Raw genomic sequence first — 21940 nt, forward strand, 5'->3', positions numbered from 1 at the left:
GGTCTCTGGCGGACCGGCCAGCCACAGGCTCTCACGTCAGGTGCGAGGCAGCGAGATGCGCAAGGGCCGCGGACTGGTGGGCCAGAACGTCGTCATCGAAACGGACGATGCTCGAGTGGTTCGACGGAGCCTCGTCCTCGGAGACGTCGTCGGGGCGGGCGCCGAGCATGATGAACGTGCCGGGCACCTCTGCGAGGACCATCGAGAAGTCCTCGGCTCCCATCAACGGGTTCGCCAGCGGTTCGACCCGCTCTGGTCCGAGCAGGTCGGCCAGCTTTGACTGCGTCTCCGCCGTACGTCCGGCGTCGTTGATCGTGACCGGGTACTGCCTGGCGAGGGTCGCGTCGACGGTGCAACCGTGGGCCGAGGCGATTGATTCGGCCAGCGCCGGTAGCTCGTGGGAGAGCTGCTCGAGGCTCGCGTCGGACAGCGTCCGTACGGTGGCGCCGAGCGTGGCCGAGTTGGGGATCACGTTGATCGCGACCCCGGCGGAAAGTTGCGTCACGGTGATGACGACCGGGTCGAACAGGTTCACGCGCCGCGTCACGTAACTCTGCAACGCCAGCACGATCTCGGCGACGACCGGCACTGGGTCGACCGACTTCTCCGGCTGTGAACCGTGCCCGCCCTTGCCGTGCACGGTGATGTGCAGCCGGTTCGAGCTGGCCATCATCGTGCCGGGCCGGGTCTGGAAGACCCCCTTCGCGGCCAGGGCCCACACGTGCACGGCGTACGCGGCGATCGGCTTCTCGCCGCTGGCGTTCAGCAAACCCTCCCGGATCATGTACCCGGCGCCGCCGAGTCCTTCCTCGCCCGGCTGGAACATGAAGATGACGTTCCCGTGCAGCTCCTCGCGATGCGCACTGAGCAACTGCGCGGCACCCACGAGGCCGGCCGTGTGCAGGTCGTGGCCGCAGGCATGCATATTGCCGTTCGCGGATGCGTAGTCCAGGCCGGTCTCCTCGATCACCGGCAACGCGTCCATGTCACCTCTGAGGAGCACCGTCGGGCCCGGGTGCCCACCTCGCAGTACGCCGACGACCGACGTCACCTCGCGCCCGGTCGTCACCTCCAACGGCAACCCAGCGATGGCGTCGAGCACCAGCCCCTGCGTCTTCGGCAACTCGAGCCCGACCTCAGGATTCCGATGCAACTCCCGCCGCAGCTCAACCACCCCCGGCGCGATCCCCGCACTCTCCCGCACCAAATCCATCAGCCACTCCTCACACCTCACCGGACCCGAGCCACCGTACCCGCACCCCGCGCGGCCCACCCATCAGTGGCTCCCCGGACCCACGCAACACCACGCAGGCTCCTGTCACCGCGCGCTCCCACCCCGTTCCGCCGTGTGCTCCACCCTCCGTTTCTTGGTCGGGCGTGTTCGTGCCTCGACCGGGCAGGGGTGGTGCGTGGCGTGGCTGCGGGTGGTGTGATCGCAGCGGGCGCGGCTACTGCTTCGGGGTGTAGGTGAGGATGACTACGCCGTTGCCGACCTCGGTGACGGCCGCCAGGTTCATCTGCGTCGGCGCGATCCCCGACAGCAAACCTTCTCCGGACCCGGCGACGAACGGGTGCACCCAAAGCTGCAACTCGTCCAGGAGCCCGGCCTCCACCAACGCCTGGCTGAACGAGCCGGTGCCGTACTTGAGCAGCGTCCCCTCACGCGATGCCTTCAGTTGCGCGACCGCCTCGACGGCGTCGCCCTGCAGAACCTCGGTGTTCCAGGTCGCGTCGGTCAGCGTCCGCGACGCGACGTACTTCGGCAGCGGATTGATCGCGTCGGCCAGTTCGCCGGGCCGGCCCGGCCACGAGGTCGAGAAGACGTCGTACGTCGCCCGCCCCATCAGCAGCGCATCGGCGGCGTTCAGCAGCTTCGCGGCCTGCTCGTTGTGCTGGTCGCCCTGGAAGCCTTGCTGCGCACCCCAGAAGGCATCCCCGGCCACCATGCCGTCCAGCGAGATGTACGTCGATTCGATGAGTCTCATGGCGACGGAAAATACTGACTCGCATCAGATCCGTCTTGTACGGAAACGCAGCTCCGAGTCCTCCCAGCCCAGCTCTCGGATCCAGCTCACGGTCCCCCTCACAGTCCTAGGACCACGCTGCCTTGCGCCACCTCCGCCGGGGTATGGCCGATCAGCTGCCGGAGTGACCGGGTCAGATGCGGCTGGTCGTAGTACCCCGCCTCGGTGGCCACCTCCGCGATCGTCTTACCCGCGTGCAGCATCCGGACCGCCCGTCTTGCGCGTTCGATCAGCTCCAGCGTGCGGAGTGGAAGCCCGACCGCCCGCACGAACCGGCTCTGCATGGTCCGCTTCGGCATGGTGCGTACGACGCCGTGCCGCAACTCGTCGATCAGCGGATCGAACACCATCAGATCTGCACGCCGGAGCCGGTCGAAGAACACATCGATGTTCTGCGGAGTCGGCATCTCCCACGCCCGACCGTCCAGCAGGATGCGACCGTCCGACAGGATCGGCAGTACCGCGTCCCGCAGGTTGGTGAGCCGGGCCGGCGGGAACATCGGCAGGTACGCCCCGAGGCGGAAGTCAGCTCCGAAGTACTCCGAGTCGGCCGAACACACCATGGTCGTCGCCCTGGTCGCCGGACCGCGCAGGTGCACAGCCCAGGTCCCGCCAATCCGCGCGAACCCAATCCCCGCGGTAGTCGAGGCAAGAGAGCTGAACGCTGTCGGACGATCGCACTCCGCAGACCAAACCTGCATCAAGGGCCCAACCGGCCCACCGACAATGCGACTGTCGAGCCCCATGCAGCGTAGTGAAACCCGTCCCCCCACCCCACGCAACCGCCTGCACCACGATGCAAACGTCGACCACGCAGGCCAGCCGGAACGGAACACCTGGCGAGGCGAGCGGCCGGAAACACGCGGCGTGGGGCGCGCGAGTACCTGACGCGCGGTGCCTGAGCACCAGTTCCCGGGCTGAGGGCTAACGCTGTAGGCATCGCGCTACACCGGGTGGCCGGGTGGAGATCGTGGTCTGTGTCGCCGATTGGGTGGTGGCGGACGGTGTGGGAGGGGAGATGCCGGCTAGGGCTGTTTGTAGGGGAGACGGGGCGGATCTGTAGGTGGAGTGGGGCGTGGCGGGTGGAGTGAAGGTTAGGCGTTGCGGAGTTGGTGGGGTGGCCTTGAGGGGGCCGGGAGTTGGGGGGAGGTGGGTTGGGGGTGGGAGTTCGTGGGTGGGGGTGTGGTGGGACTCGGCTTTGTGGATTTCGGTGGTGAGGTGGTGGAGGAGGGCTGTGGTGGTGGAGCGGGATCGGTCGGCGGCCAGGCCGGCAGGGGCGAGTTCGAAGGTGTCGAGGTGAGCGAAGCCTTGACGGAGGATGGCTTCGAGGTGGTTGCGGGTGCTGGTGCCCGACCGGTCGAGGTCGGGGAGGCGGGTGGAGTTGTAGACGAGGCTGGTGAGGAGGGGGAACTGTCCCTCGGCGGTTTGCTGGTTGAGGGCTCGGAGGACCTCGCCGGGCTGGAGGTCGCCGCCGCGGGTCTCCAGGTCGGCAGCCAGGATGCGGACGGCGGGGACGAAGGCTGCGTAGTAGCCGCCGCCGCGGGCGTCTTCGATGCCGGGGGCAACTTTGTCCACGCCTAGGCGGGTCAGGTACTCGTTGAGGTGGTCCTGAGCCCAGGCTTCGGCGACGCCTTCCTCGAGTTGGCGGCTGCCGGGACGCGTGAAGGCGCCCCGAGCCGCCTCCTGCGTCGCGCCGGCCGGGCCGAGGAAGTGCGCGTGCTCGTGCAGCAGCGTGGCGAGCGACTCGCGGTACTGGACGAGGACCGGGAGCGGCTGCTCCTCACCCGCATGCGCGTACATCTGCCGCAGTGGATCGAGGATGCACTCGCTGTCCACATACAGCGTGCCGTCCCAGTGCGCGAGGCCGAGGACTTCGCCGACCGTCTCAACCACCTGCCCGTTCCACGCAGTCTGACCTGCGCCGGACACTTCGACTGCCACCTGCCCACTGCGCGCCAGCAACTCCTCCAACGAGCCCGCTGGCGCGGCAACCACGGAGGCGGTCATGGGCGGAACGCCGTCGCCAGGCGGATCAGCGAATCTGCGGACCGATGGAGGTTCGCCTGCTCATGTGGATTGTCAGTAGAGGCCGCGAGTCGGCGCAGTTCCGTGACAAGCCAGTCGGTCCGCGCCTTCCGCTCCGCCGGTGTCGAGCGACTCGACGGCGGGACCTCCGGCGGCGCGTAGGCCGGTGGCGTGTGCGCCGAGTGGTCCGGCGGAGTGTGGCTCGAATGCTCCATGGTCTGTCCTCCCGAGGTGTGATCTCGGCGGAGAACATATGGAGATTCGCCCTCTCCCAGCGGGGAACTTCTCACCTGTGGATAACTGAACCTCGGACACCCTGTGGGGACCGCGGACAGGAAATAACATGTCCGCGGTCCCCAGATCCTGTCCGCGGCACCCCGCCGCACCCCGCGGCACCCCGCCGCACCCCGCGGCCCCCCGGGGCGGTTAGAACAGGGTCGGAGGGGCGGCGTCGACGGGCGGCTCCGGTAGGGGCTCGACGCCGGGCACGGCAGAGCGGACCGCGGAGTGGAAGCGGCGGGCCAGGTTCAGCGCCTCCACGTTGTCTGGTGTGTGCAGGAAGATGGTCGGTGAGCGGCCCTCGGCGAGCCAGTTCACCACCTGCTCCACGAGGTAGCCCCAGCCCTCGACCGTCTCGGCAACGGAGTCCCGCCCGATGTACCGGACGATCGGATGCGCGGTCAGCGCACGCGTACGTCGTACCACCCGGGGCTTCTTCATCCACGCGTCGCGCTCGGCGTAGCTGGTCGGCCGGCGTCCGAAGAGCGTGACCGTGTCGAACGGGATCCACTCGGCATCCACGCGCCCGAGAACCCGTTCGAGTTGACCGGCGGCAACCGCGTCGTCGAAGAACGCCGGGTGGCGGACCTCTACGGCGTACCGGTAACCGCGAGGGGCGTGGTGGAGGAACGCCGCGAGCGTGCCGAGGTCGGTGGGGGAGAAGGACGCCGGGACCTGGATCCATACGGCGTGGTTGCGTTCGGCGAGTGGTTCGATGGCGGACAGGAACGCACGTAGTTCGCCGTCGACGCCGGTCAACCGCCGTTCGTGGCTGATCACCTGCGGCAGCTTCACCACGAAGCGGAAGTCAGGTGGCGTCTGCGCTGTCCAGCCGGCGACGGTCGACTGTGCGGGCGTCGCGTAGAAGGTGGTGTTGCTCTCCACGGCGTTACACCTCGACGCGTACCACTCCAGCTTCGACCGCGACGGCTGCGGCCAGGCGGCGTGGGTCCACTGCGCACACCCCACATGCAGCCGCATCAGGCCAATCTATAGAACAGCCCCGCAGCCACCACACCGGTGACTGCGGGGCTGTACGACGTACTTCAGCGCTCGACCTCGCCGCGGATGAACTTCTCCACCAGGTCGCGGCACACGTCGTCGGCGTACTGCTCCGGCGGCGACTTCATGAAGTACGACGACGCGGACAGGATCGGGCCGCCGATGCCGCGGTCCTTGGCGATCTTCACGGCGCGGATCGCGTCGATGATGATGCCGGCCGAGTTCGGCGAGTCCCAGACCTCGAGCTTGTACTCCAGCGACAGCGGTACGTCGCCGAAGTTGCGGCCCTCGAGCCGGATGAACGCCCACTTGCGGTCGTCCAGCCAGGCCACGTAGTCCGACGGCCCGATGTGCACGTTGCGCGGGTCGATCTCGTCGCGCAGCTGCGAGGTGACGGACTGGGTCTTGCTGATCTTCTTGGACTCCAGGCGCTCCCGCTCGAGCATGTTCTTGAAGTCCATGTTGCCGCCGACGTTCAGCTGGTAGGTCCGGTCGACGGTGACGCCGCGGTCCTCGAACAGCTTGGTCAGCACGCGGTGCGTGATGGTCGCGCCGATCTGCGACTTGATGTCGTCGCCGACGATCGGTACGCCGGCCGCGGTGAACTTGTCCGCCCACTCCTTGGTGCCGGCGATGAAGACCGGCAGCGCGTTGACGAACGCGACACCCGCGTCGATCGCGCACTGCGCGTAGAACTTGGCAGCCTGCTCCGAGCCCACCGGCAGGTAGCAGACCAGTACGTCGACCTGCGCCTCGCGCAGCGCGGCGACCACGTCGACCGGCGCGGTCTCGGACTCGGTGATGGTCTCGCGGTAGTACTTGCCGAGACCGTCCAGGGTGTGACCCCGCTGCACCGTGACGCCGGTCGGCGGCACGTCGCAGATCTTGATCGTGTTGTTCTCACTGGCGCCGATCGCGTCGGCGAGGTCCAGGCCGACCTTCTTGCCGTCGACGTCGAAGGCGGCGACGAACTGCACGTCGCGGACGTGGTAGTCGCCGAACTGGACGTGCATCAGACCGGGGACGCGCTCGTCGGGCTTGGCGTCGCGGTAGTAGTGCACGCCCTGGACGAGCGAGCTGGCGCAGTTGCCGACACCGACGATCGCTACGCGGATCGAGGTCATCTGGAATCTCCTTGGATAGGCGGTTGGTGCTGTTCAGGGGACCGCTGTTGCCGCCGCTCGCCGTCGATCAGCTCGTTCAGCCAGCGGACCTCGCGCTCGGCCGACTCCAGGCCGTGCCGTTGCAGCTCGAGGGTGTAGGCGTCGACCCGCTCCGCGGTCCGGGTCATCGCCGCCCGGAAGTTGGCCAGCCGCTCCTCCATCCGGGCCCTGCGGCCCTCGAGGATGCGCAACCGGGTGGCCGGATCGGTCCGGCCGAAGAACGAGAAGCGGACGCCGAACGTGTCGTCCTCCCAGGCCGACGGACCGGCTTCGTGCATCGCGTGCGCGAAGTAGTCCTTGCCGTCGGCCGTGATCGTGTAGACGATCTTGGGCCGGCGACCCGACTCCGGCGTCCCGGGGTCGGCCGTGATCAGCCCGTTGCGGAGCATCGCCTTCAGACACGGGTAGAGCGAACCGAACGACAGCACACGTCCCCAGCCGAACTGGGCGTTGACGCGCTTGCGGAGCTCGTAGCCGTGCATCGGCGCTTCATGCAGCAGACCGAGTACGGCGAGTTCCAGGACCCCACTGCGGTTTCCCATGACCCACCTCCCACGGTCTAGTTTGTCATGACCTGATGTATCGGTTCGATACATCGCTTCGCCACTGTAAGCAGACCAGAGGACTGTGGACAACTCCTGACAAAGCCGCCCTTTGTCAGCTTGATCACGCGGCACGCCGAGAAACCTGTCACGTCAGGTGGCGATCTGCGTTTAATCGGGTGACACAGCGTCGTGGTTCAGGAGCGGAGGGTCATGGCCGACAGTCAGGCGAAGCACGCGAAGCAGGACGTAGAGAGCGGTGCGAACGGCGGAGGCCCGCTGGCCCAGGTCGCGCTGCGGTTCACCGCCTTCACCGAGAAGTGGTTGCCGGACGCGTTCGGGTTCGTGCTGGTCGGCACCTTCGTGGTGCCGCTGTTCGGGCTGGTCACCGGTGAGCCGCTGCTCAAGCGCCCCGACGATCCGGCCGCGACCAAAGGCTTCGGCCTGGTCGACGCGTGGGGCCTCGGGTTCTGGAGCCTGATCACTTTCACGCTGCAGATGGTCATGATCATCATCGGCGGGTACGCCGTCGCGACCAGTGGACCGGTCGCCCGGTTGATCGCTCGACTGGCCAGGATCCCGCAGAGCCCGCGGACCGCGGTCGCGTTCGTCGCCGCGGCGGCCATGCTGGCGTCGTACCTGAACTGGGCGTTCAGCCTCGTCTTCGCCGCGATTCTGGCGCGTGAGGTGGCCCGCAACGTGCCGAAGGCCGACTACCGCGCGCTGGGCGCCATGGCGTTCCTGGTCCTCGGCACGGCCACATCACCGGGTGAGCCGGGCGGAAATCGCTTGCTTCCGCCGGGAAAGATCTGGGTAAGGCCTGGCCTGCCCGCGCCCGGGTGACCGCTCGGCTTGTTAGCATCCGGAGCGGATTCGGGGCCGTTACCACATCCACCGTAGTCTGTGGGGCAATGACTTCCGCGAGATCGTCGAGGATTGCACAGTGAGTGAAGCTCGTAGAAGGGCCGTCCCGGCCCGCAAGCCCAAGAAGCACTGGGCGCTCCGGGTCCTCGGCTGGGTGACCGCACTCTTCTTCGTCGGCGTCATCGGCGCCGTAGCCACCTTCTTCATCGTCTACCAGACGACGGACATCCCGGACCCCAACAAGGAGTTCGCGACCAACACGACGACGGTCACCTTCGCCGACGGCAAGCAGCCGCTCGGGTCCTTCTTCGAGCAGAACCGGCACTCGGTGCCGCTGTCACAGATCCCGAAGCACGTCCAGGACGCGGTCACCGCGGCCGAGGACCGCACCTTCTGGACCAACCCCGGCATCTCGCCGTCGGGTATGGTCCGCGCGGCGTGGAACATCGCCAACGGCGAGCAGTTGCAGGGTGGCTCGACGATCACCCAGCAGTACGTGAAAGTCATGTACCTGACCCAGGAGCGGACCGTCTCCCGGAAGTTCCAGGAGCTGTTCATCGCGACCAAGCTGAGCCGGTCGCAGGACAAGAGCAAGACCCTCGAGGGCTACCTCAACACCGTCTACTTCGGTGAGGGTGCGTACGGCATCTCCGCGGCCGGCGACGCCTATTTCCAGGTGCCGGAGCCGCGCAAGTTGACCGTGCCGCAGGCCGCCTTCCTGGCCACGGTGCTGAACAACCCGACCCTGTTCGACATCGACGACCCGGACCCGCGCACCAAGACGCGGATCATCGAGCGGTACCGCTACGTCCTCGACGGCATGCGGCAGAACGGCACCATCACCCAGGCGCAGGCGACGGCGTACGGCAAGGCACTGCCGAAGATCAACAAGAAGCCGAAGAACGACCGGTACAAAGGCCCGAACGGTTTCCTGCTCGACATGGCGCGCAAGGAACTGCAGCGGCTGGGCTTCGACGAGGACCAGATCAGCGGCGGCGGTCTGAAGGTGGTCACCACTTTCGACCTCAAGGCGCAGAACCAGATCAACAAGGCCGGGATGCAGGAGCTGCCGAAGAAGCGAAACGGCCTGCACGTCGGGATGGCCTCGGTCAGGCCTGGGACGGGCGAACTGGTCGCGATGTACGGCGGACCCGACTACCTGAAGAGTCAGTTGAACTGGGCAACCAGACCGGCCCGCCCGGGATCGGGGTTCAAGCCCTTCGCGCTGGCGGCCGCGCTGAAGGACGGCACGTCGGTCTGGGACATCTTCCAGGGCGACAGTCCGATCGAGGTCCAGGGCCAGGAGCTGAACAACGAGTTCGACGAGGACTACGGCGACGTCACGTTGCTGAAGGCGACCGAGCAGTCGATCAACACCGCCTTCTACGACCTGGTCGACAAGAAGATGGAGGACGGTCCGGCGAAGCTCGTCGACGCCGCTGAGGCGGCCGGCATCCCGAAGACCAAGGCGCTCGAGATCGGCCGGAACAACCCGTCCACGGTTCTCGGGCCGGACCCGTACGCGTCGCCGGTCGACATGGCCAACGCCTACGCGACGTTCGCCGCGGACGGCATGTACGCGCCGGTGCACACGATCAAGTCGGTGACCGGTCCGGACGGCAAGGTGCTGTGGTCCGAGAAGAGCCTGGACAAGAAGAAGGCCAGGAAGTTCGACGAGAACGTCGCCCGGATGGTCAACTACGCGTTGCAGGACGTGGTCGAGAAGGGCACCGGCGAGGACGCCAAGGAGCTGGACCGCCCGGTGGCAGGCAAGACCGGAACGGCCGGTGGTGTGGCGGTCGAGCACCGCAAGGCCAACGCCGCGTGCGACGGCTGCAAGGACGGCGACGACACCCTGACGTCGTGGTGGACCGGGTACACGCCGCAACTGTCCACGTCGGTGCTGTACCGGGCCGGCGCGTCCGGTGAGGGCGACCTCGACCCGTACTCCAGCGACGACGCGTTCTTCGGTGGCGGCTGGCCGCTGAAGACCTGGCTGGCTTACATGGACCCGGCACTGGCAGGTCAGCCGGACGAGGGCTTCCAGGACCCCGACGAGGACCAACTCAAGGACAGTCCGACGCCGACGATCACGCCGTCGGAGCCGCCGACCAGCACACCACCCGCACCGCCGACGAGCACTCCGCCGGCGCCGTCGACCAGGACGCCGAAGGACCCGCCGTCGAGCACCCCGACCGACAAGCCCACGGGGAAGCCGCCCCGGACACCTCCGGGCTGGCCGCTCCCGACGGGTGGCACGCCCGACACGCCGGCCAGTCCCGGCGGCGGCCAGTAGCCGGCCCTCGTGTTCGAGCGGACGGCCGGCGACGAAGGCAAGCCCGGCCGGGCTCGGCGGGCCCGGGCCGACGGGGTCCGGTTGTCGCGATGGATGCCGACCGCGATGGGCCGGGAGGTGCTCGGGTGGTGGCTGGTCACCCGGGCAGCGCTGTTCATGCTGTCGGTGTCCGCGCCCCTGCTGTTCAACCCCGGCAACGACTACCCGAACGTCTGGCGGGCCTGGCTGCAGTGGGATGTCTGGCACCTCAAGGCGGTCGCGGAGTTCGGCTACAACAACGGTGAGCCGTCCGGGGCGCCGTTGGCCGCGTTCTTCCCCGGGTTCCCGCTGTTGGTCCGGATCGTCAGCTGGACCGGGATCGGCTACGTTGCCGCCGGCATCGTCGTGTCCGCGGTCGCCAGTGCTGTCGCGGGCGTGTACCTGGCGCGACTGGCGCAGTACGAGTTCCCGGAACTGAAGGGCCTCGGGCCGCACGCGGCGATGATCTGGTACGGCGCTCCGGTCGGTGTGTTCCTGGCCGCCGGGTACACCGAGGCGCTGTTCTGCGCCTTCGCGTTCCCCGCCTGGCTGGCGGCACGGCAGGGCCGGTGGGCGCGCGCGGCGATCTTCGTCGCGCTGGCCTCGACCGTGCGGGTGTCCGGCATCTTCCTCGCGTTCGCCCTCGTGGTCGAGTTCGTGACGTCGAAGAAGCGGGACTGGCTGTCGCTCCCGTGGCTGGCCCTGCCGGCCGTCCCGGTGCTCGCCTTCATGGCGTACCTGAAGCAGATCCACGGCTCCTGGTTCGCCTGGCAGGAGGCGCAGGAGAAGGGCTGGGCGCGCGAGTTCACCTGGCCGTGGACCTCGCTGAAGCACACGATCGAGGCCGCAAGCAAGGGCCACTTTTCCGCGGACCGCAGCGACTGGACCTGGATGTTCCGGGCCGAACTGGTCGCGCTCGTCGTCGGCCTGCTGCTGCTCGCCTGGCTGATCCGGCGCCGTTCCTGGGGTGAGGCCGCCTGGGTCGCCGCCACCGTCGGCGCGTTCTGTACGTCGTTCTGGATCTACTCGCTCACCCGGGCGACGCTGCTCTGGTGGCCGCTGTGGATCGGCCTGGCGGTCATGAGCAGGCGCAGACTCTGGCTCGGCCGCCTCTATCTGGCCCTCGCGATACCCCTGGCCGCGATCTGGGCGGCCGCCTTCTTCACCGGCCGCTGGTCCGGCTGACGGGGCATGTTCACGCCCGAACCGTCCGGCATGTGGACAGTTTGCGGGGTAGGCAACCCCTGAGGGGCCTCGGACGTCGTTAGGTGTGAAGGGGTGGCAGTCCGGGCGGGGACCGCCACCCCTCTCAAATGTTCCGGCGGAACCTTTCAGGGGCAGGCTCCGCCGGAGAATCGTCCAGCGTGGGCGGTGGCCGGGTCAGGCTGCCGCCCGTACTGCTGTCGCGCGGCATGCAACCGCCGCGGGTGGTCGGCCAGTAGTTCCAGGGTGGAGATCGCCGACGACCGCCAGGGACAGACCACGCGTCTCATCGCCGTCGGGAACCAGGCGACCAACCTGGGCTGGGACGAGGCGACCCTGCTGCGGTTCGCCGGTTCCTGTCACTACAAGAAGTGACAGGAACCGGCGACGCGGTCAGCCGTAGTTGCGGTCGATCGACTGGGACGGGGTCGGGCTCGGCTTGGTCTCGGCGACACGCTTGTCGCTCGGGTGCGTGCCGGGCTCGACACCCTTCAAGGTGCCCAGCAGTTCGATCTCGGCGAGCGTGACGCCGTCAGCGCCCGCCGCCGGGGTCAGCACCAGCCGGTACTGCGTGTAAGCCTTCGCCGAAGCGATGCTGAAGGCTCGGGTGGACGACACCCACGGCCAGCTCTGGCCGGTACGGCGATCCACCGTCGACCACGTCGTACCGTCGTTCGATCCCTCCAGCACCCAGGCCGACGGCGCCGTACCCGTGGCGCCGCTGGTCAGCGTGTACATCCCGACCGGGCGGCCCTGCGGGAGCGCCACCGTGATCGCCGGGGTCGCGCCGGTCAGCGTGACCTGGGTCTTGGAGTCGTTGTCGGTCAGCGCGGTCACGTCCGCGTCACCGGCCCCGATCACCGCACCCTCGTCCTCGGTCGAGTCCCGCCACGTGCTCGGGTCCTCGCCCGGGGTGGTGATCGACGGCGGGGCGTCGTTGCGGTCGGTGCCCCACCGCGACGGCTGGTCGGTCATCTCGAACTCGATCTTGCCGCCGTTCGCGATCAGGTCGTGCGGCAAAGCGGTCGACGTCCACGTCTTGCCGTTGATCTTCACGCCCTTGACGTAGATGTTCTTCGCGCTGTTGCCCGGCGCGCTGATCGTCAGCTTCTTGCCGCCGGCCAGCCGCACCGTCGCCTTGGTGAACAGCGGCGACCCGATCGCGTACGTCGGCGATCCGACCTGCAACGGGTAGAACCCGAGCATGCTGAACAGGTACCAGGACGACATCTCGCCGTTGTCCTCGTCACCGGGGTACCCCTGCCCGATCTCGGACCCGAGGTACAGCCGCGACAGCACCTCGCGCACCTTCTCCTGCGTCTTCCACGGCTGACCTGCGACGTCGTACATGTACGTGATGTGGTGTGACGGCTGGTTGCTGTGGCCGTACTGACCCATCCGTACGTCGCGCGCCTCGAGCATCTCGTGGATCGTGCCGCCGTACCCACCGGTGTGCAGTGCGTCCTCCGGCGTACTGAAGAACTCGTCGAGCTTCTTCGCCAGGCCGTCGCGGCCGCCGTACAGGGCGGCCAGGCCGGCGCCGTCCTGTGGCGTCGAGAACGCCATGTTCCACGCGTTCGTCTCGGTGTAGTCGTGACCCCAGTCGCGCGGGTCGAACGTGCCCGGCGAACTGCCCCAGACACCGTCCGGGCCCTTGCCCTGGAAGAAGCCGAGCGCCGGGTCGAACAGCGTGACGTAGTTGCGGGCCCGGTTCAGGAAGTACTTGTAGTTGTCCAGGTACTCCTGCTTGCGCGGGTCGTTCTTCTTCGCCTTGTCGTACAGCGCCTTCGACATGTTCGCGATGCCGAAGTCGTTGATGTAGCCGTCCATCGACCAGCTGAAGCCCTCCCCGGTGGTGTTGGCGGTGTAGCCGTTGAAGGTGGCCAGGTCCATGCCCTTGCGGCCGACGTTCTGCGACGGCGGCACGGCGGTCGCGTTCTTGACCGCCGCGTCGTACGCCGCCTGGACGTCGATCCCCTTGATGCCTTTCAGGTAGGCGTCGGCGAACGCGACGTCGGAGCTGGTGCCGACCATCAGGTTCGCATAGCCCGGGGACGACCAGCGCGAGATCCAGCCGCCGTCCTTGTACTGCTGGACGAACCCGTTCACCAGGTCGGCCGCGTCGTCCTGGGAGAACAGCGAGTACGCCGGCCAGACGGTGCGGTAGGTGTCCCAGAAGCCGTTGTTCACGTACGTCTGCCCGGCGACGATCTTCGATCCGGTCGTGGTCGGGGTGTCCGTACCCACCTTGGGTGAGGTCGGCGACGCGTAGGTGATCACCGGCTTCTGCGCCGTACCGGTGTTCTCCGAGCCGTTGTTCGGGTAGAGGAAGAGGCGGTAGAGGTTCGAGTACAGAGTGGTCAGCTGGTCGGCCGTCGCGCCCTCGACCTCGATGGTGCGCAGCTTGGCGTCCCAGAGTTGCTGCGCGGTGTCCTTGACCTTGCTGAACTTCGCATCGGCGGGCAGCTCGAGCTCGAGGTTCTTCTTCGCCTGGGCCGTGCCGATCAGCGAGGTCGCCATCCGCAGCCCGACCTGCGTCACCTTCGGGCCGAACGAGAAGTAGCCGCCGACCGCCGCGCCCCCACCGTCGGACAGCTTGCCGGAGGCAACCACCTGCTGGTCGACCACGCCGTACACGAACAGGCGGCCGGCGCCGGTCGACAGGCCGCTCTTGATGTCGCTGAACCCGGTCACCACACCGGTCTCCGGGTCGAGCGTCAGGCCGCCGCTGTTGTTCACGTTGTCGAAGATCAGCGACGCCTTGCCGGCCGGGAAGCTGAACCGCAGCATCGCGGCGTGGTCGGTCGGCGCGATCTCGGCCGCGTTGCCGTTGTCGAACGTGACGCCGTAGTAGTACGGCCGGGCGACCTCGTTGTCGTGACTGAACGACCAGGCCCGCGCCTTCCGGTCCGCGGTCGGAGTGGCGGCCGTCGACGGCATCACCTGGAACGTCTGCCGATCTCCCATCCACGGGCTGGGCTCGTGGCTGATCGACAGCGCCTGCATCGTCGGCTTGTTGTCCGCGTTGTTGCCCTTGGCATAGTCGTACAGCCAGGACGTCGAGCCGGCGTTCGTCACCGGCGTCCAGAAGTTGAAGCCGTGCGGTACGGCGGTCGCCGGGAAGTTGTTGCCCCGCGAGAAGCCACCGGTCGCGTTGGTGCCGCGGGTGGTGAGTGCCAGGTCCGACGGGTGCTTCGACGCGGTCTTCTGCGCCGCGATGTCGGGGTTGATCGCCTGCGCGATCCGCAGGTCGTCGACCCAGCCGCGGAACTCGGCCGGTCCGGACGGCTTGTCGTAGCCGATCAGGATTCGCTGGATCGTCTTGCCCTTGGCCACCGTGCCGAGGTCCGCCTCGACGTTGTTCCACTGGTTCGTGGACAGGCCCTTGGCGTCGCCCTGGCCGCGCGGGCTGAGCTCGAAGCCGTGGTGGTCCTTCGCCTTCAGATCACTCAGGTACGTCCCGTCCGAGAACGCCAGGTCGATCGCGGCGTACGTGCTCGGGTAGCTGAGGTCGCCCTCGGTGTGCTCGGGGAAGATCTTGTACGACAGCCGGGTGTCCTTGCCGACCTTCAGATCCACGTTGGCGATCTTGTTCCAGGTGAAGCCACGGCCCTCGGCGGTCTGGTGCCCGGCGTACCGGAACGACTTGACGCCGGTGAAGCCGACCCGGGCGCGGGCGTTGTACGCGCTCGTCGGGCCCGAATCCAGCCGCGACTCGGCCACTGGGCCGGGCGGCGGCAGCGGCGCGCCGTTCGACAGGTACCAGTCGGCCAGCTGGACGATGTCCTCGCCGTGGTTCAGCGTGACGTCCAGCTTGAAGAACTTGTACGCCGTCTCGTTGGTGAAGCTGTACTCCTTGGTCTGGAACCGGGTCTCGAAGCTCTCGCCCGTCCGGGTGTCCAGCGTCGTCCACGTGGTCCCGTCGTTCGAGCCCTGCATGGTCCAGTTCTGCGGGTCGCGACCGTCGGCGTCATTGGCCGAGGTCAGCGCGTACTTGCGGATCACCACCGGGACCGAGGTCTCGTAGACCAGCCAGCCGGTCGGCTCGAAGACCAGCCACTTGGTGAACTTGTCACCGTCGGCCACGTTGGTGGCGATCTCACCGCCGCCGGTGTTCTCGCCGTTCGCGGTCACCTTGGTGACCTTGTCCATCTCGCTGCCGCCGATCCCGGTCGGCGTCGGCCCGCGGACCCCGTCGGTGCGCGGCTGCCCGTCCGCCCCGGTCTCGACCGCGTCGGTATACCCCGGCTGCGGCTGCCCCGGCTCGAACGAGGTGAAGAACGAGGATCCGGTCACAACCGGCTGGTCCTGCGCGGTGTCTGATGCCGAGGGAACGGCATGCGCTGACGTCATGGCAGACGACATTGTCACAACTGATATGGAGTGAGTTTCTGTCAAGGGGCAGGGTGAGGCGCCCGTCGCGGATGTGTTCCGTGGCGGGCGCCTCGGGGCTTCGTCAGGGGTGTTGGTGGTGAGCGTGTCGTTGGCGACGCGCGGTCAGACTGATATGCGCGGGTTGGTTACCGCAGGATGGGGTGTTCGGCAGGAGCGGGTCCGCGTGTCTAGGGTCGAGCGTGGCCGGGTATCAGCTGCTCATAGTTGAATCGCGGGTCGCTCCACGCGCTGCTTGCACCACGCTGGTCGACGAAGCCGGATCGGGTGGGTTGCTAATCCTCGAGCACGGCCAGGGACCAGCACCAGCCGGCGAGTTCGCGGGCGATCGCGACGTTGGCGATCACGTGGCGTTTGTGGTGGTTGGTGAAGCGGGTCCAGCGTTGGTGAAGCCGCTGGTTGCCGGCATCGCCGCGGGCCCGGGCGGCGGGTGTGGCCAGTTCCCATCGGTCGCGCATGGTCTTGCTGGGCCGGTAGCGGGCGCGGTGGTGCCAGGCAGCCTCGATGAGGAGTCTGCGGACGTGGGTGTTGCCGGTCTTGGTGATCGAGCCCTGGACCCGCGACGCTCCGGAGGAGTACTCGCTGGGCACCAGGCCGACGAACGCGCCGATGGTGTTGCCGGTGAACCGGTGCCAGTCGCCGATCTCGACGGCCAGCGCGAACCCGGTCAGGGTGGACACGCCACGCAGACATCCCAGTCGCCGCACGATCGGGGTGAACTCGCTGTCGGTAGCGATCTTCTCGATCGCGGCGTCGAGCCGGTCGCGGCGGGCCTGCACACTCAGCACGGCGTCATAGCCGGACTCGAACGTCAGCTGCAGCGGCCCGGAGTTGAACGACTGCCGGCCGATCTGCCGCAGCCACGCATCGTGCGCGCCGGTCCAGGCCTGCCCGCCCGAATAGACGATGCCTTGGCGCAGCAACAGTTTCGACAGCCGGTGCCGGGCCCGCATCAGGTCACCACGGCAGTCTTCTCTGGCCCGGACCAGGTCCCGCGCGGTCTCCTGCTCGACCGTGGGCACCGCCACCGCGGTGACCTCGTCCAGGCGCAGCAACCGGGCCAGGTGAATCGCGTCCTTGGCGTCGGTCTTGACCCGATCTCCTGACGGGCGCTGCAACTTGCTCGGCGCCGCGACCACACACCGAATCCCCGCCACGTTCAATGCACGCGACAACCCGAACCCCGTCGGACCCGCCTCATACGTCACCGCAACCGGCCCCGGCAGACCCTGCAACCACGACCGGATCTCACCATGCGACGGACTCAGCCTGGCCTGCACCAGCTCACCGGTCACACCATCGATCGCCGCGGCCGCGACCGACCTGGCGTGCACATCCAGCCCAACACTCGTACGCTCGGAAAACACCGGGGCCTCCCACACATGTCGGATAGGCCGAGCAGGCGGCCCCTGCTCGGTAACCCACGAATCTGTGTGAGTGAGGCCCCGGCCCGCAACCCCGTCACGACGACGGCGTCACGTCATACCGTCTAGCCCGAGAGACGCGACGAGCCCCAGAGGGCGGCGGAGATCCATCTACGCTCCTTGCACGGCCGGACCGGCACGACAGCGCGAGCTGTCCGCCAGTAGGAGTACGCGGCCCCGATGACAAGGTTGTCAGCCCGCGCCCGGGGCGATCCTGCCCATCATGATCACCCGCGGTCAAGGGTTCGTTGCGCACTGTTCGCCCGTGTCTCGGGTTTGGTCGGTCGGCGGTAGGTTGAGGGGCATGGACGAACGTGTGCTGGTTACCGGGGCGGCCGGGTTTATCGGGCGGGCTGTGGTGGCTGCGCTTCGGGAGCGTGGGGTTGCGGTGACCGCGGTGGATCGGGAGCCGCCGGATCCGGCGTGGGACGAGGGTGTGCACGTGGTGACGGGGGATCTTGCCGAGCAGGAGACGTGTGTTGCGGCGTTCGAGACTCGGCCTACCGCGGTGGTGCATCTTGCGGCGCTGACCTCGGTGTTGCGGTCGGTGGATGCGCCGATGCAGACGTTCGCTCAGAACGTGACCATCACGCAGGTGCTGCTGGAGCTGTCCCGGGGCAGTGGAGTGGAGACCTTCGTGCTCGCGTCCACGAACGCGGTCGTGGGCAACGTCGGTACGTCGACCATCACCGCGGACCTGCCCCTGCGGCCCCTCACGCCGTACGGCGCGACCAAGGCGGCGTGCGAGATGTTGCTGTCGGCGTACTCGGGTAGCTACGGGATGGCGACTGCCGCGCTGCGGTTCACGAATGTCTATGGGCCGGGGATGTCGCACAAGGACAGTTTTGTGCCGCGGATGATGCGGGCTGCCCTGAGCGGGACCGGCGTCCGGGTGTACGGCGATGGTCTGCAGCGGCGGGATCTGGTGTTCATCGATGACGTGGTCAAGGGGATCCTGCTGGCGCTGGACAGCAAGTACGACGGGCGCGCGATCATCGGATCGGGTCGTTCGGTGTCGGTGCTCGAGATGATCGAGACGGTGCGGACGGTGACTGGATGTCCGGTGCCGGCTGAGCACATCGAGGCACCAGCGGGTGAGATGCCGGCGGTGGTTGTCGATATCACCAACGACCTCGGCTACGCGCCGACGGTGTCCCTGGAAGACGGGCTCGCCCGCACGTGGCACTACTTCTCCAACCAGTGATCAGTCAACTGCGCCGCCCCCTCGCTTCGCTCGGGGACGGGAGAGAGATGTTGAGGAAGCACTGGCTGCTCGTTGCGCTGCTGGTGCTGGGGGCCGCGCTCCGGGTGCTGGCGACGATCGCGTACCAACCGGCGATCTTGTACGTCGACTCGGTGCGCTACCTCGACAACATGCGCGAGCTGAAGCCCGATCAGCTCAACCCGATCGGGTACTCGCTCTTCCTCAAGCCGCTGACAGCGCTCGGTGGCGTCACCTTCGTGGTGATCCTGCAGCACGTGATCGGCCTCGCCCTCGGCGTCGCGATCTACGCACTGTGCCGCCGGCTCGGTGTCTATCGCTGGCTCTCCGCTCTGGCAGCCGCACCGCTGCTCCTGGACGCGTACCAAGTCCAGATCGAGCAGAACATCATGGCCGAGACCCTGTTCGACGTACTGCTGGTCGGTCTGCTGTGGCTTCTGCTCGGATGGGGTGCCCCCGGCTGGAAGCGGGCGGCCGCCGCCGGGCTGATCCTCGGTGCGGCGTTCGTACTGCGCACCATCGGCATCACTCTGCTCGTTGCCGTCGTCATCTACCTCGTCGTGGTCGGCTCTGCCTGGCGGACCAGTTGGCGCAAGGTGCTCGGCCGGAGCGCAGCGGTAACGGCCGTGTTCGCGATCGTGCTCGGCGGCTACGTGACGTACTTCCACTCGCAAACCGGCCGGTGGGGTTTTTCCGGTGCCGAGAACCAGGTGCTCTACGGCCGGACCGCGGTCGTCGCCAACTGCGCGAAGCTGCCGCTGAACGACGGCACTCGCCTGTTCTGTCCCAAGGAACCGCTCGGGCACCGACTGGGGGTCGACGAGTACGCCCACGACCACTATGGCGATCCGAACTGGCCCGGACCGTTGCCAGCCGGTACGACGAAGCGGCAGCTGGCGACCGACTTCAGCATGCTCGTGATCCGGCACCAGCCGGGCGACGTGGCGTGGGCGGCACTGAAGGACTTCTTCAAGGGCTTCGCGCCCACGCGCACCACCTCGCCGGACGACGTGCCGCTGGACCGCTGGCAGTTCCAGCTCACCTACCCGAACGTCAGCGACCCCAACACCGCCAAGGCCGCGGTGAAGTGGGGCGGCACCGAGCCGCACGTCAACACCGGGCCGGCCAAGGTACTGCGGGCGTACCAGCTGCACGGCGGTTACACCCCGGGCCTGCTGCTCGGCATCGCCGGCCTGATCGCGTTCGCTGCGGCGTTCGGGCTCGGCCGGGCGAGGACATCGCGACTCCGGTCGGCCGCACTGCTGCCGGTCGCGGCGGCAGTGATCCTGCTGCTCGGGTCGGCCGCCTTCGAGTTCTCTTGGCGCTACCAGTTGCCCGGACTGGTTCTATTCCCGTTCGCCGGTGCGCTGGGGCTGACCGCACTGCTCGGCCGGAGCCAGCAGCGCCCGCCGCTCGCGCAGTACCCGGACAAGGTCGACTCGGCCGCGCTGGATGATCTCCGCGAACGGCACGGTGACCCGGCGTTCGCCCCGCTCGTCGTGGTGATTGCCGCGTACAACGAAGCCGGCGGCATCGGTCCGGTGCTGGAGCACATGCCCAAGACCTGCGCCGGCCTCCCGGTCGACGTACTGGTCGTGGTCGACGGCGCCGAGGACAACACCGCCGAGATCGCGGCCGGGCATGGCGCGTACGTCTGCGTCGCGCCGGTCAACCGTGGTCAGGGTGCAGCGCTTCGACTCGGCTACCAGATCGCCGCGCAGGGCGGAGCGCAGTACGTCGCGACCACGGATGGCGACGGACAGTACGACAACAACGAGCTGCCGGTGTTGCTCGCGCCGATCCTGGAGGGCCGGGCCGACTTCGTCACCGGTTCCCGGCGACTCGGTGAGGAGGACGCGGACAGTCGCCTGCGCTGGGTCGGTGTGCGCGTGTTCGCCGTACTGGCGTCGATCCTGACCCGGCGGAAGCTGACCGACACGTCGTTCGGGTTCCGGGCGATGCGGGCGGCGCTCGCGTGCTCGGTGACGCTGAGGGAGCCGCAGTACCAGTCGTCGGAGTTGCTGCTCGGTGTGCTGGCCGGCGGCGCGCGGGTCGTCGAGCTGCCGATGACGATGCGCCGCCGTGGCGACGGCAGCAGCAAGAAGGGCCCGGGCCTGGTGTACGGCGCGAACTACGCCCGGGTCATGACTGGGACGTGGTGGCGGGAGTACGTACTGCGGCGGCTTCCGGCTTGGCGAACACGAACCGGTCGAACAGCACGAACTTCAGGATGAACATCACTCCGTAGGTGCCGAGGAAGGCCGCGCTGACCAGCACGGTCTGCCAGACGTGGGAGTCGATCCGATCCCGCAGCCAATGGTCCGCGGCGCTGGTCGCCAGCGCCGCGGCGAGTGCGGTGACCACCACGATGATTGCGTACGGCAACAGCTCGCGTGTGCGGTCGGCCCGTCCGGTGCGACCCCACGCCCAGCGCCGGTTCAGCACGTAGTTCGGCAGTGCGCCGGCAAGGAACGCGACCACACTCGCCCACAGCGGGCGTGCACCGATCCAGTAGCACAAGGCGAACGCCAGCTCGCTGATCACCCCCGCGATCACCGACGACGCGGAGTACTTTGCCCAAAGCAACAACCGGAACCGCGGCAGCCTCATCCCGGCACCCGGGCCACGCCGAGCACCGTCTGCCCGAACGGGACCGGGACCACCGACTCCACCGCCCGCGTCACCGGTACGACGAACCGGTCGTAGATCGAGACCAATCGCGGGTTCGGCTTGGTGCTGCCGCCCCGGCGAACGGCTGCCCACCAGGCGATCCCGCCGAGCAGGTTCACCGGCTTGGCCAGCTCGACCTGGAGTCCGGCCCGCTCGAACGCGTCGCGCAGCGTGGCCGGCGTGTACCGGCGGAAATGGCCCACCCGGCGGTCGAACTCGCCGTACAACTGCTGGTAGCCGGGCACCCACAGCACGATGGTGCCGCCGGGAATCACCAATCCGGCCAGCGATTTCAGCGCTGCGGCGTCGTCCTCGATGTGCTCCAGCACGTTGATCGCGACGATCGAGTCGACCGGCTTGCCCAGCGAAAGCTCGCCGCCCAGCGCCAGTTGCCGCGCCTCCACCTCCGGCCGGTCGGCGAACCGCTCCGCCAGCAACTCGACCGCATCCGGGTCGGCATCGGTGAGCACCAGCCGGTCCAGACCGGTGAACTGAGCCGCGAACTCACCCAGCCCGGCGCCGACCTCCAGGACGCTGCGTCCGCAGTGTGGCGCGATCAGGTCGTGCTGGTAGCGGCGGTACCGCGGCTGGTCGGCGCCACCCTGCTCGAGGTCGCGTCCGGTCGCGTCGCTGAAGGCTCCGGTATGTTCCCGCATCCTGGCAATTGTGCCCCCTCCCCGCGAGGCCGTGACGGCTGGGACGGATTGCCAGCAGATTCTCAGCCTCCGAAGTGGAACTGATCACGTTAGGTTTGGTTCATGCCGGGATAGGAACAGATACAACGGCAACTTTTCTCTCTACTGCGAAGGCGGAACC

Annotated in this window: 18 protein-coding genes; 6 read left to right on the plus strand and 12 right to left on the minus strand. The window is 67.9% G+C overall.

Annotation, left to right across the window (positions count from 1 at the left end; genetic code table 11):
* Nucleotides 1–31: 31 nt before the first annotated feature.
* From OG817_RS38075 to OG817_RS38110, 8 genes are all read right to left on the minus strand, one after another.
* Nucleotides 32–1213: a M20 family metallopeptidase gene (locus tag OG817_RS38075; RefSeq protein ID WP_406049792.1), complete on the minus strand. Its 1182-nt coding sequence runs from the start codon at nt 1211–1213 to the stop codon at nt 32–34.
* Between the two features lie 235 nt (nt 1214–1448).
* A complete protein-coding gene (locus OG817_RS38080) occupies nt 1449–1985 on the minus strand; it encodes a dihydrofolate reductase family protein (protein WP_406049793.1) in 537 nt (178 codons plus the stop codon).
* 98 nt (nt 1986–2083) lie between these two features.
* The gene (locus OG817_RS38085; protein ID WP_406049794.1) at nt 2084–2587 is read right to left on the minus strand and encodes a helix-turn-helix domain-containing protein; all 504 of its coding nucleotides are present in this window, start codon (nt 2585–2587) and stop codon (nt 2084–2086) included.
* A gap of 361 nt (nt 2588–2948) precedes the next feature.
* Nucleotides 2949–4031: a hypothetical protein gene (locus tag OG817_RS38090; RefSeq protein WP_406049795.1), complete on the minus strand. Its 1083-nt coding sequence runs from the start codon at nt 4029–4031 to the stop codon at nt 2949–2951.
* Nucleotides 4028–4264 carry a hypothetical protein gene (locus OG817_RS38095; RefSeq protein ID WP_406049796.1) on the minus strand — a complete coding sequence of 79 codons (237 nt, stop codon included), beginning with the start codon at nt 4262–4264 and terminating at the stop codon, nt 4028–4030. The genes OG817_RS38090 and OG817_RS38095 overlap by 4 nt, the downstream gene beginning before the upstream one ends.
* 211 nt (nt 4265–4475) lie before the next feature.
* Nucleotides 4476–5309, minus strand: a complete 834-nt coding sequence (locus tag OG817_RS38100) for a DUF72 domain-containing protein (protein WP_406049798.1) — start codon at nt 5307–5309, stop codon at nt 4476–4478.
* A gap of 65 nt (nt 5310–5374) precedes the next feature.
* On the minus strand, nt 5375–6454 hold the full coding sequence (locus OG817_RS38105) for an inositol-3-phosphate synthase (protein ID WP_396394564.1): 1080 nt from the start codon (nt 6452–6454) through the stop codon (nt 5375–5377).
* Nucleotides 6451–7035, minus strand: a complete 585-nt coding sequence (locus tag OG817_RS38110; protein ID WP_406049800.1) for a helix-turn-helix transcriptional regulator — start codon at nt 7033–7035, stop codon at nt 6451–6453. The genes OG817_RS38105 and OG817_RS38110 overlap by 4 nt, the downstream gene beginning before the upstream one ends.
* 213 nt (nt 7036–7248) lie before the next feature.
* Here OG817_RS38110 and OG817_RS38115 point away from each other — a divergent pair, with 213 nt between their 5' ends.
* The 4 genes from OG817_RS38115 to OG817_RS38130 all read left to right on the plus strand — a co-directional run bounded on the left by OG817_RS38115 (nt 7249) and on the right by OG817_RS38130 (nt 11791).
* Entirely contained in the window at nt 7249–7878 is a 630-nt protein-coding gene (locus tag OG817_RS38115; RefSeq protein ID WP_406049801.1) for a TIGR00366 family protein, read from the plus strand.
* Between the two features lie 100 nt (nt 7879–7978).
* Nucleotides 7979–10195, plus strand: a complete 2217-nt coding sequence (locus OG817_RS38120) for a transglycosylase domain-containing protein (RefSeq protein WP_406049803.1) — start codon at nt 7979–7981, stop codon at nt 10193–10195.
* 9 nt (nt 10196–10204) lie between these two features.
* Nucleotides 10205–11398, plus strand: a complete 1194-nt coding sequence (locus OG817_RS38125; RefSeq protein ID WP_396394569.1) for a mannosyltransferase family protein — start codon at nt 10205–10207, stop codon at nt 11396–11398.
* A gap of 264 nt (nt 11399–11662) precedes the next feature.
* Complete coding sequence (locus OG817_RS38130) at nt 11663–11791, plus strand: hypothetical protein (RefSeq protein ID WP_406049805.1); 129 nt, start codon at nt 11663–11665, stop codon at nt 11789–11791.
* 18 nt (nt 11792–11809) lie between these two features.
* Here OG817_RS38130 and OG817_RS38135 read toward each other — a convergent pair whose 3' ends face one another.
* A complete protein-coding gene (locus OG817_RS38135; RefSeq protein WP_406049806.1) occupies nt 11810–15769 on the minus strand; it encodes a GH92 family glycosyl hydrolase in 3960 nt (1319 codons plus the stop codon).
* Between the two features lie 314 nt (nt 15770–16083).
* Nucleotides 16084–17175 (minus strand): IS110 family transposase, encoded by a 1092-nt coding sequence (locus OG817_RS38140; protein ID WP_406049628.1) that lies wholly within the window; start codon nt 17173–17175, stop codon nt 16084–16086.
* 361 nt (nt 17176–17536) lie between these two features.
* Here OG817_RS38140 and OG817_RS38145 point away from each other — a divergent pair, with 361 nt between their 5' ends.
* Together OG817_RS38145 and OG817_RS38150 are read left to right on the plus strand one after the other, a co-directional pair.
* Nucleotides 17537–18436 carry an NAD-dependent epimerase/dehydratase family protein gene (locus tag OG817_RS38145; RefSeq protein ID WP_406049807.1) on the plus strand — a complete coding sequence of 300 codons (900 nt, stop codon included), beginning with the start codon at nt 17537–17539 and terminating at the stop codon, nt 18434–18436.
* 47 nt (nt 18437–18483) lie between these two features.
* Entirely contained in the window at nt 18484–20688 is a 2205-nt protein-coding gene (locus OG817_RS38150; protein ID WP_406049808.1) for a glycosyltransferase family 2 protein, read from the plus strand.
* Here OG817_RS38150 and OG817_RS38155 read toward each other — a convergent pair.
* Nucleotides 20597–21064, minus strand: coding sequence for a GtrA family protein (locus OG817_RS38155; protein ID WP_406049809.1), 468 nt, complete (start codon nt 21062–21064; stop codon nt 20597–20599). The two genes, OG817_RS38150 and OG817_RS38155, sit on opposite strands and share 92 nt — an antisense overlap.
* A complete protein-coding gene (locus OG817_RS38160) occupies nt 21061–21780 on the minus strand; it encodes a class I SAM-dependent methyltransferase (protein WP_406049810.1) in 720 nt (239 codons plus the stop codon). The genes OG817_RS38155 and OG817_RS38160 overlap by 4 nt, the downstream gene beginning before the upstream one ends.
* Nucleotides 21781–21940 lie beyond the last annotated feature (160 nt).

It is taken from the genome of Kribbella sp. NBC_00889 (assembly GCF_045207705.1).
GTDB lineage: Bacteria > Actinomycetota > Actinomycetes > Propionibacteriales > Kribbellaceae > Kribbella.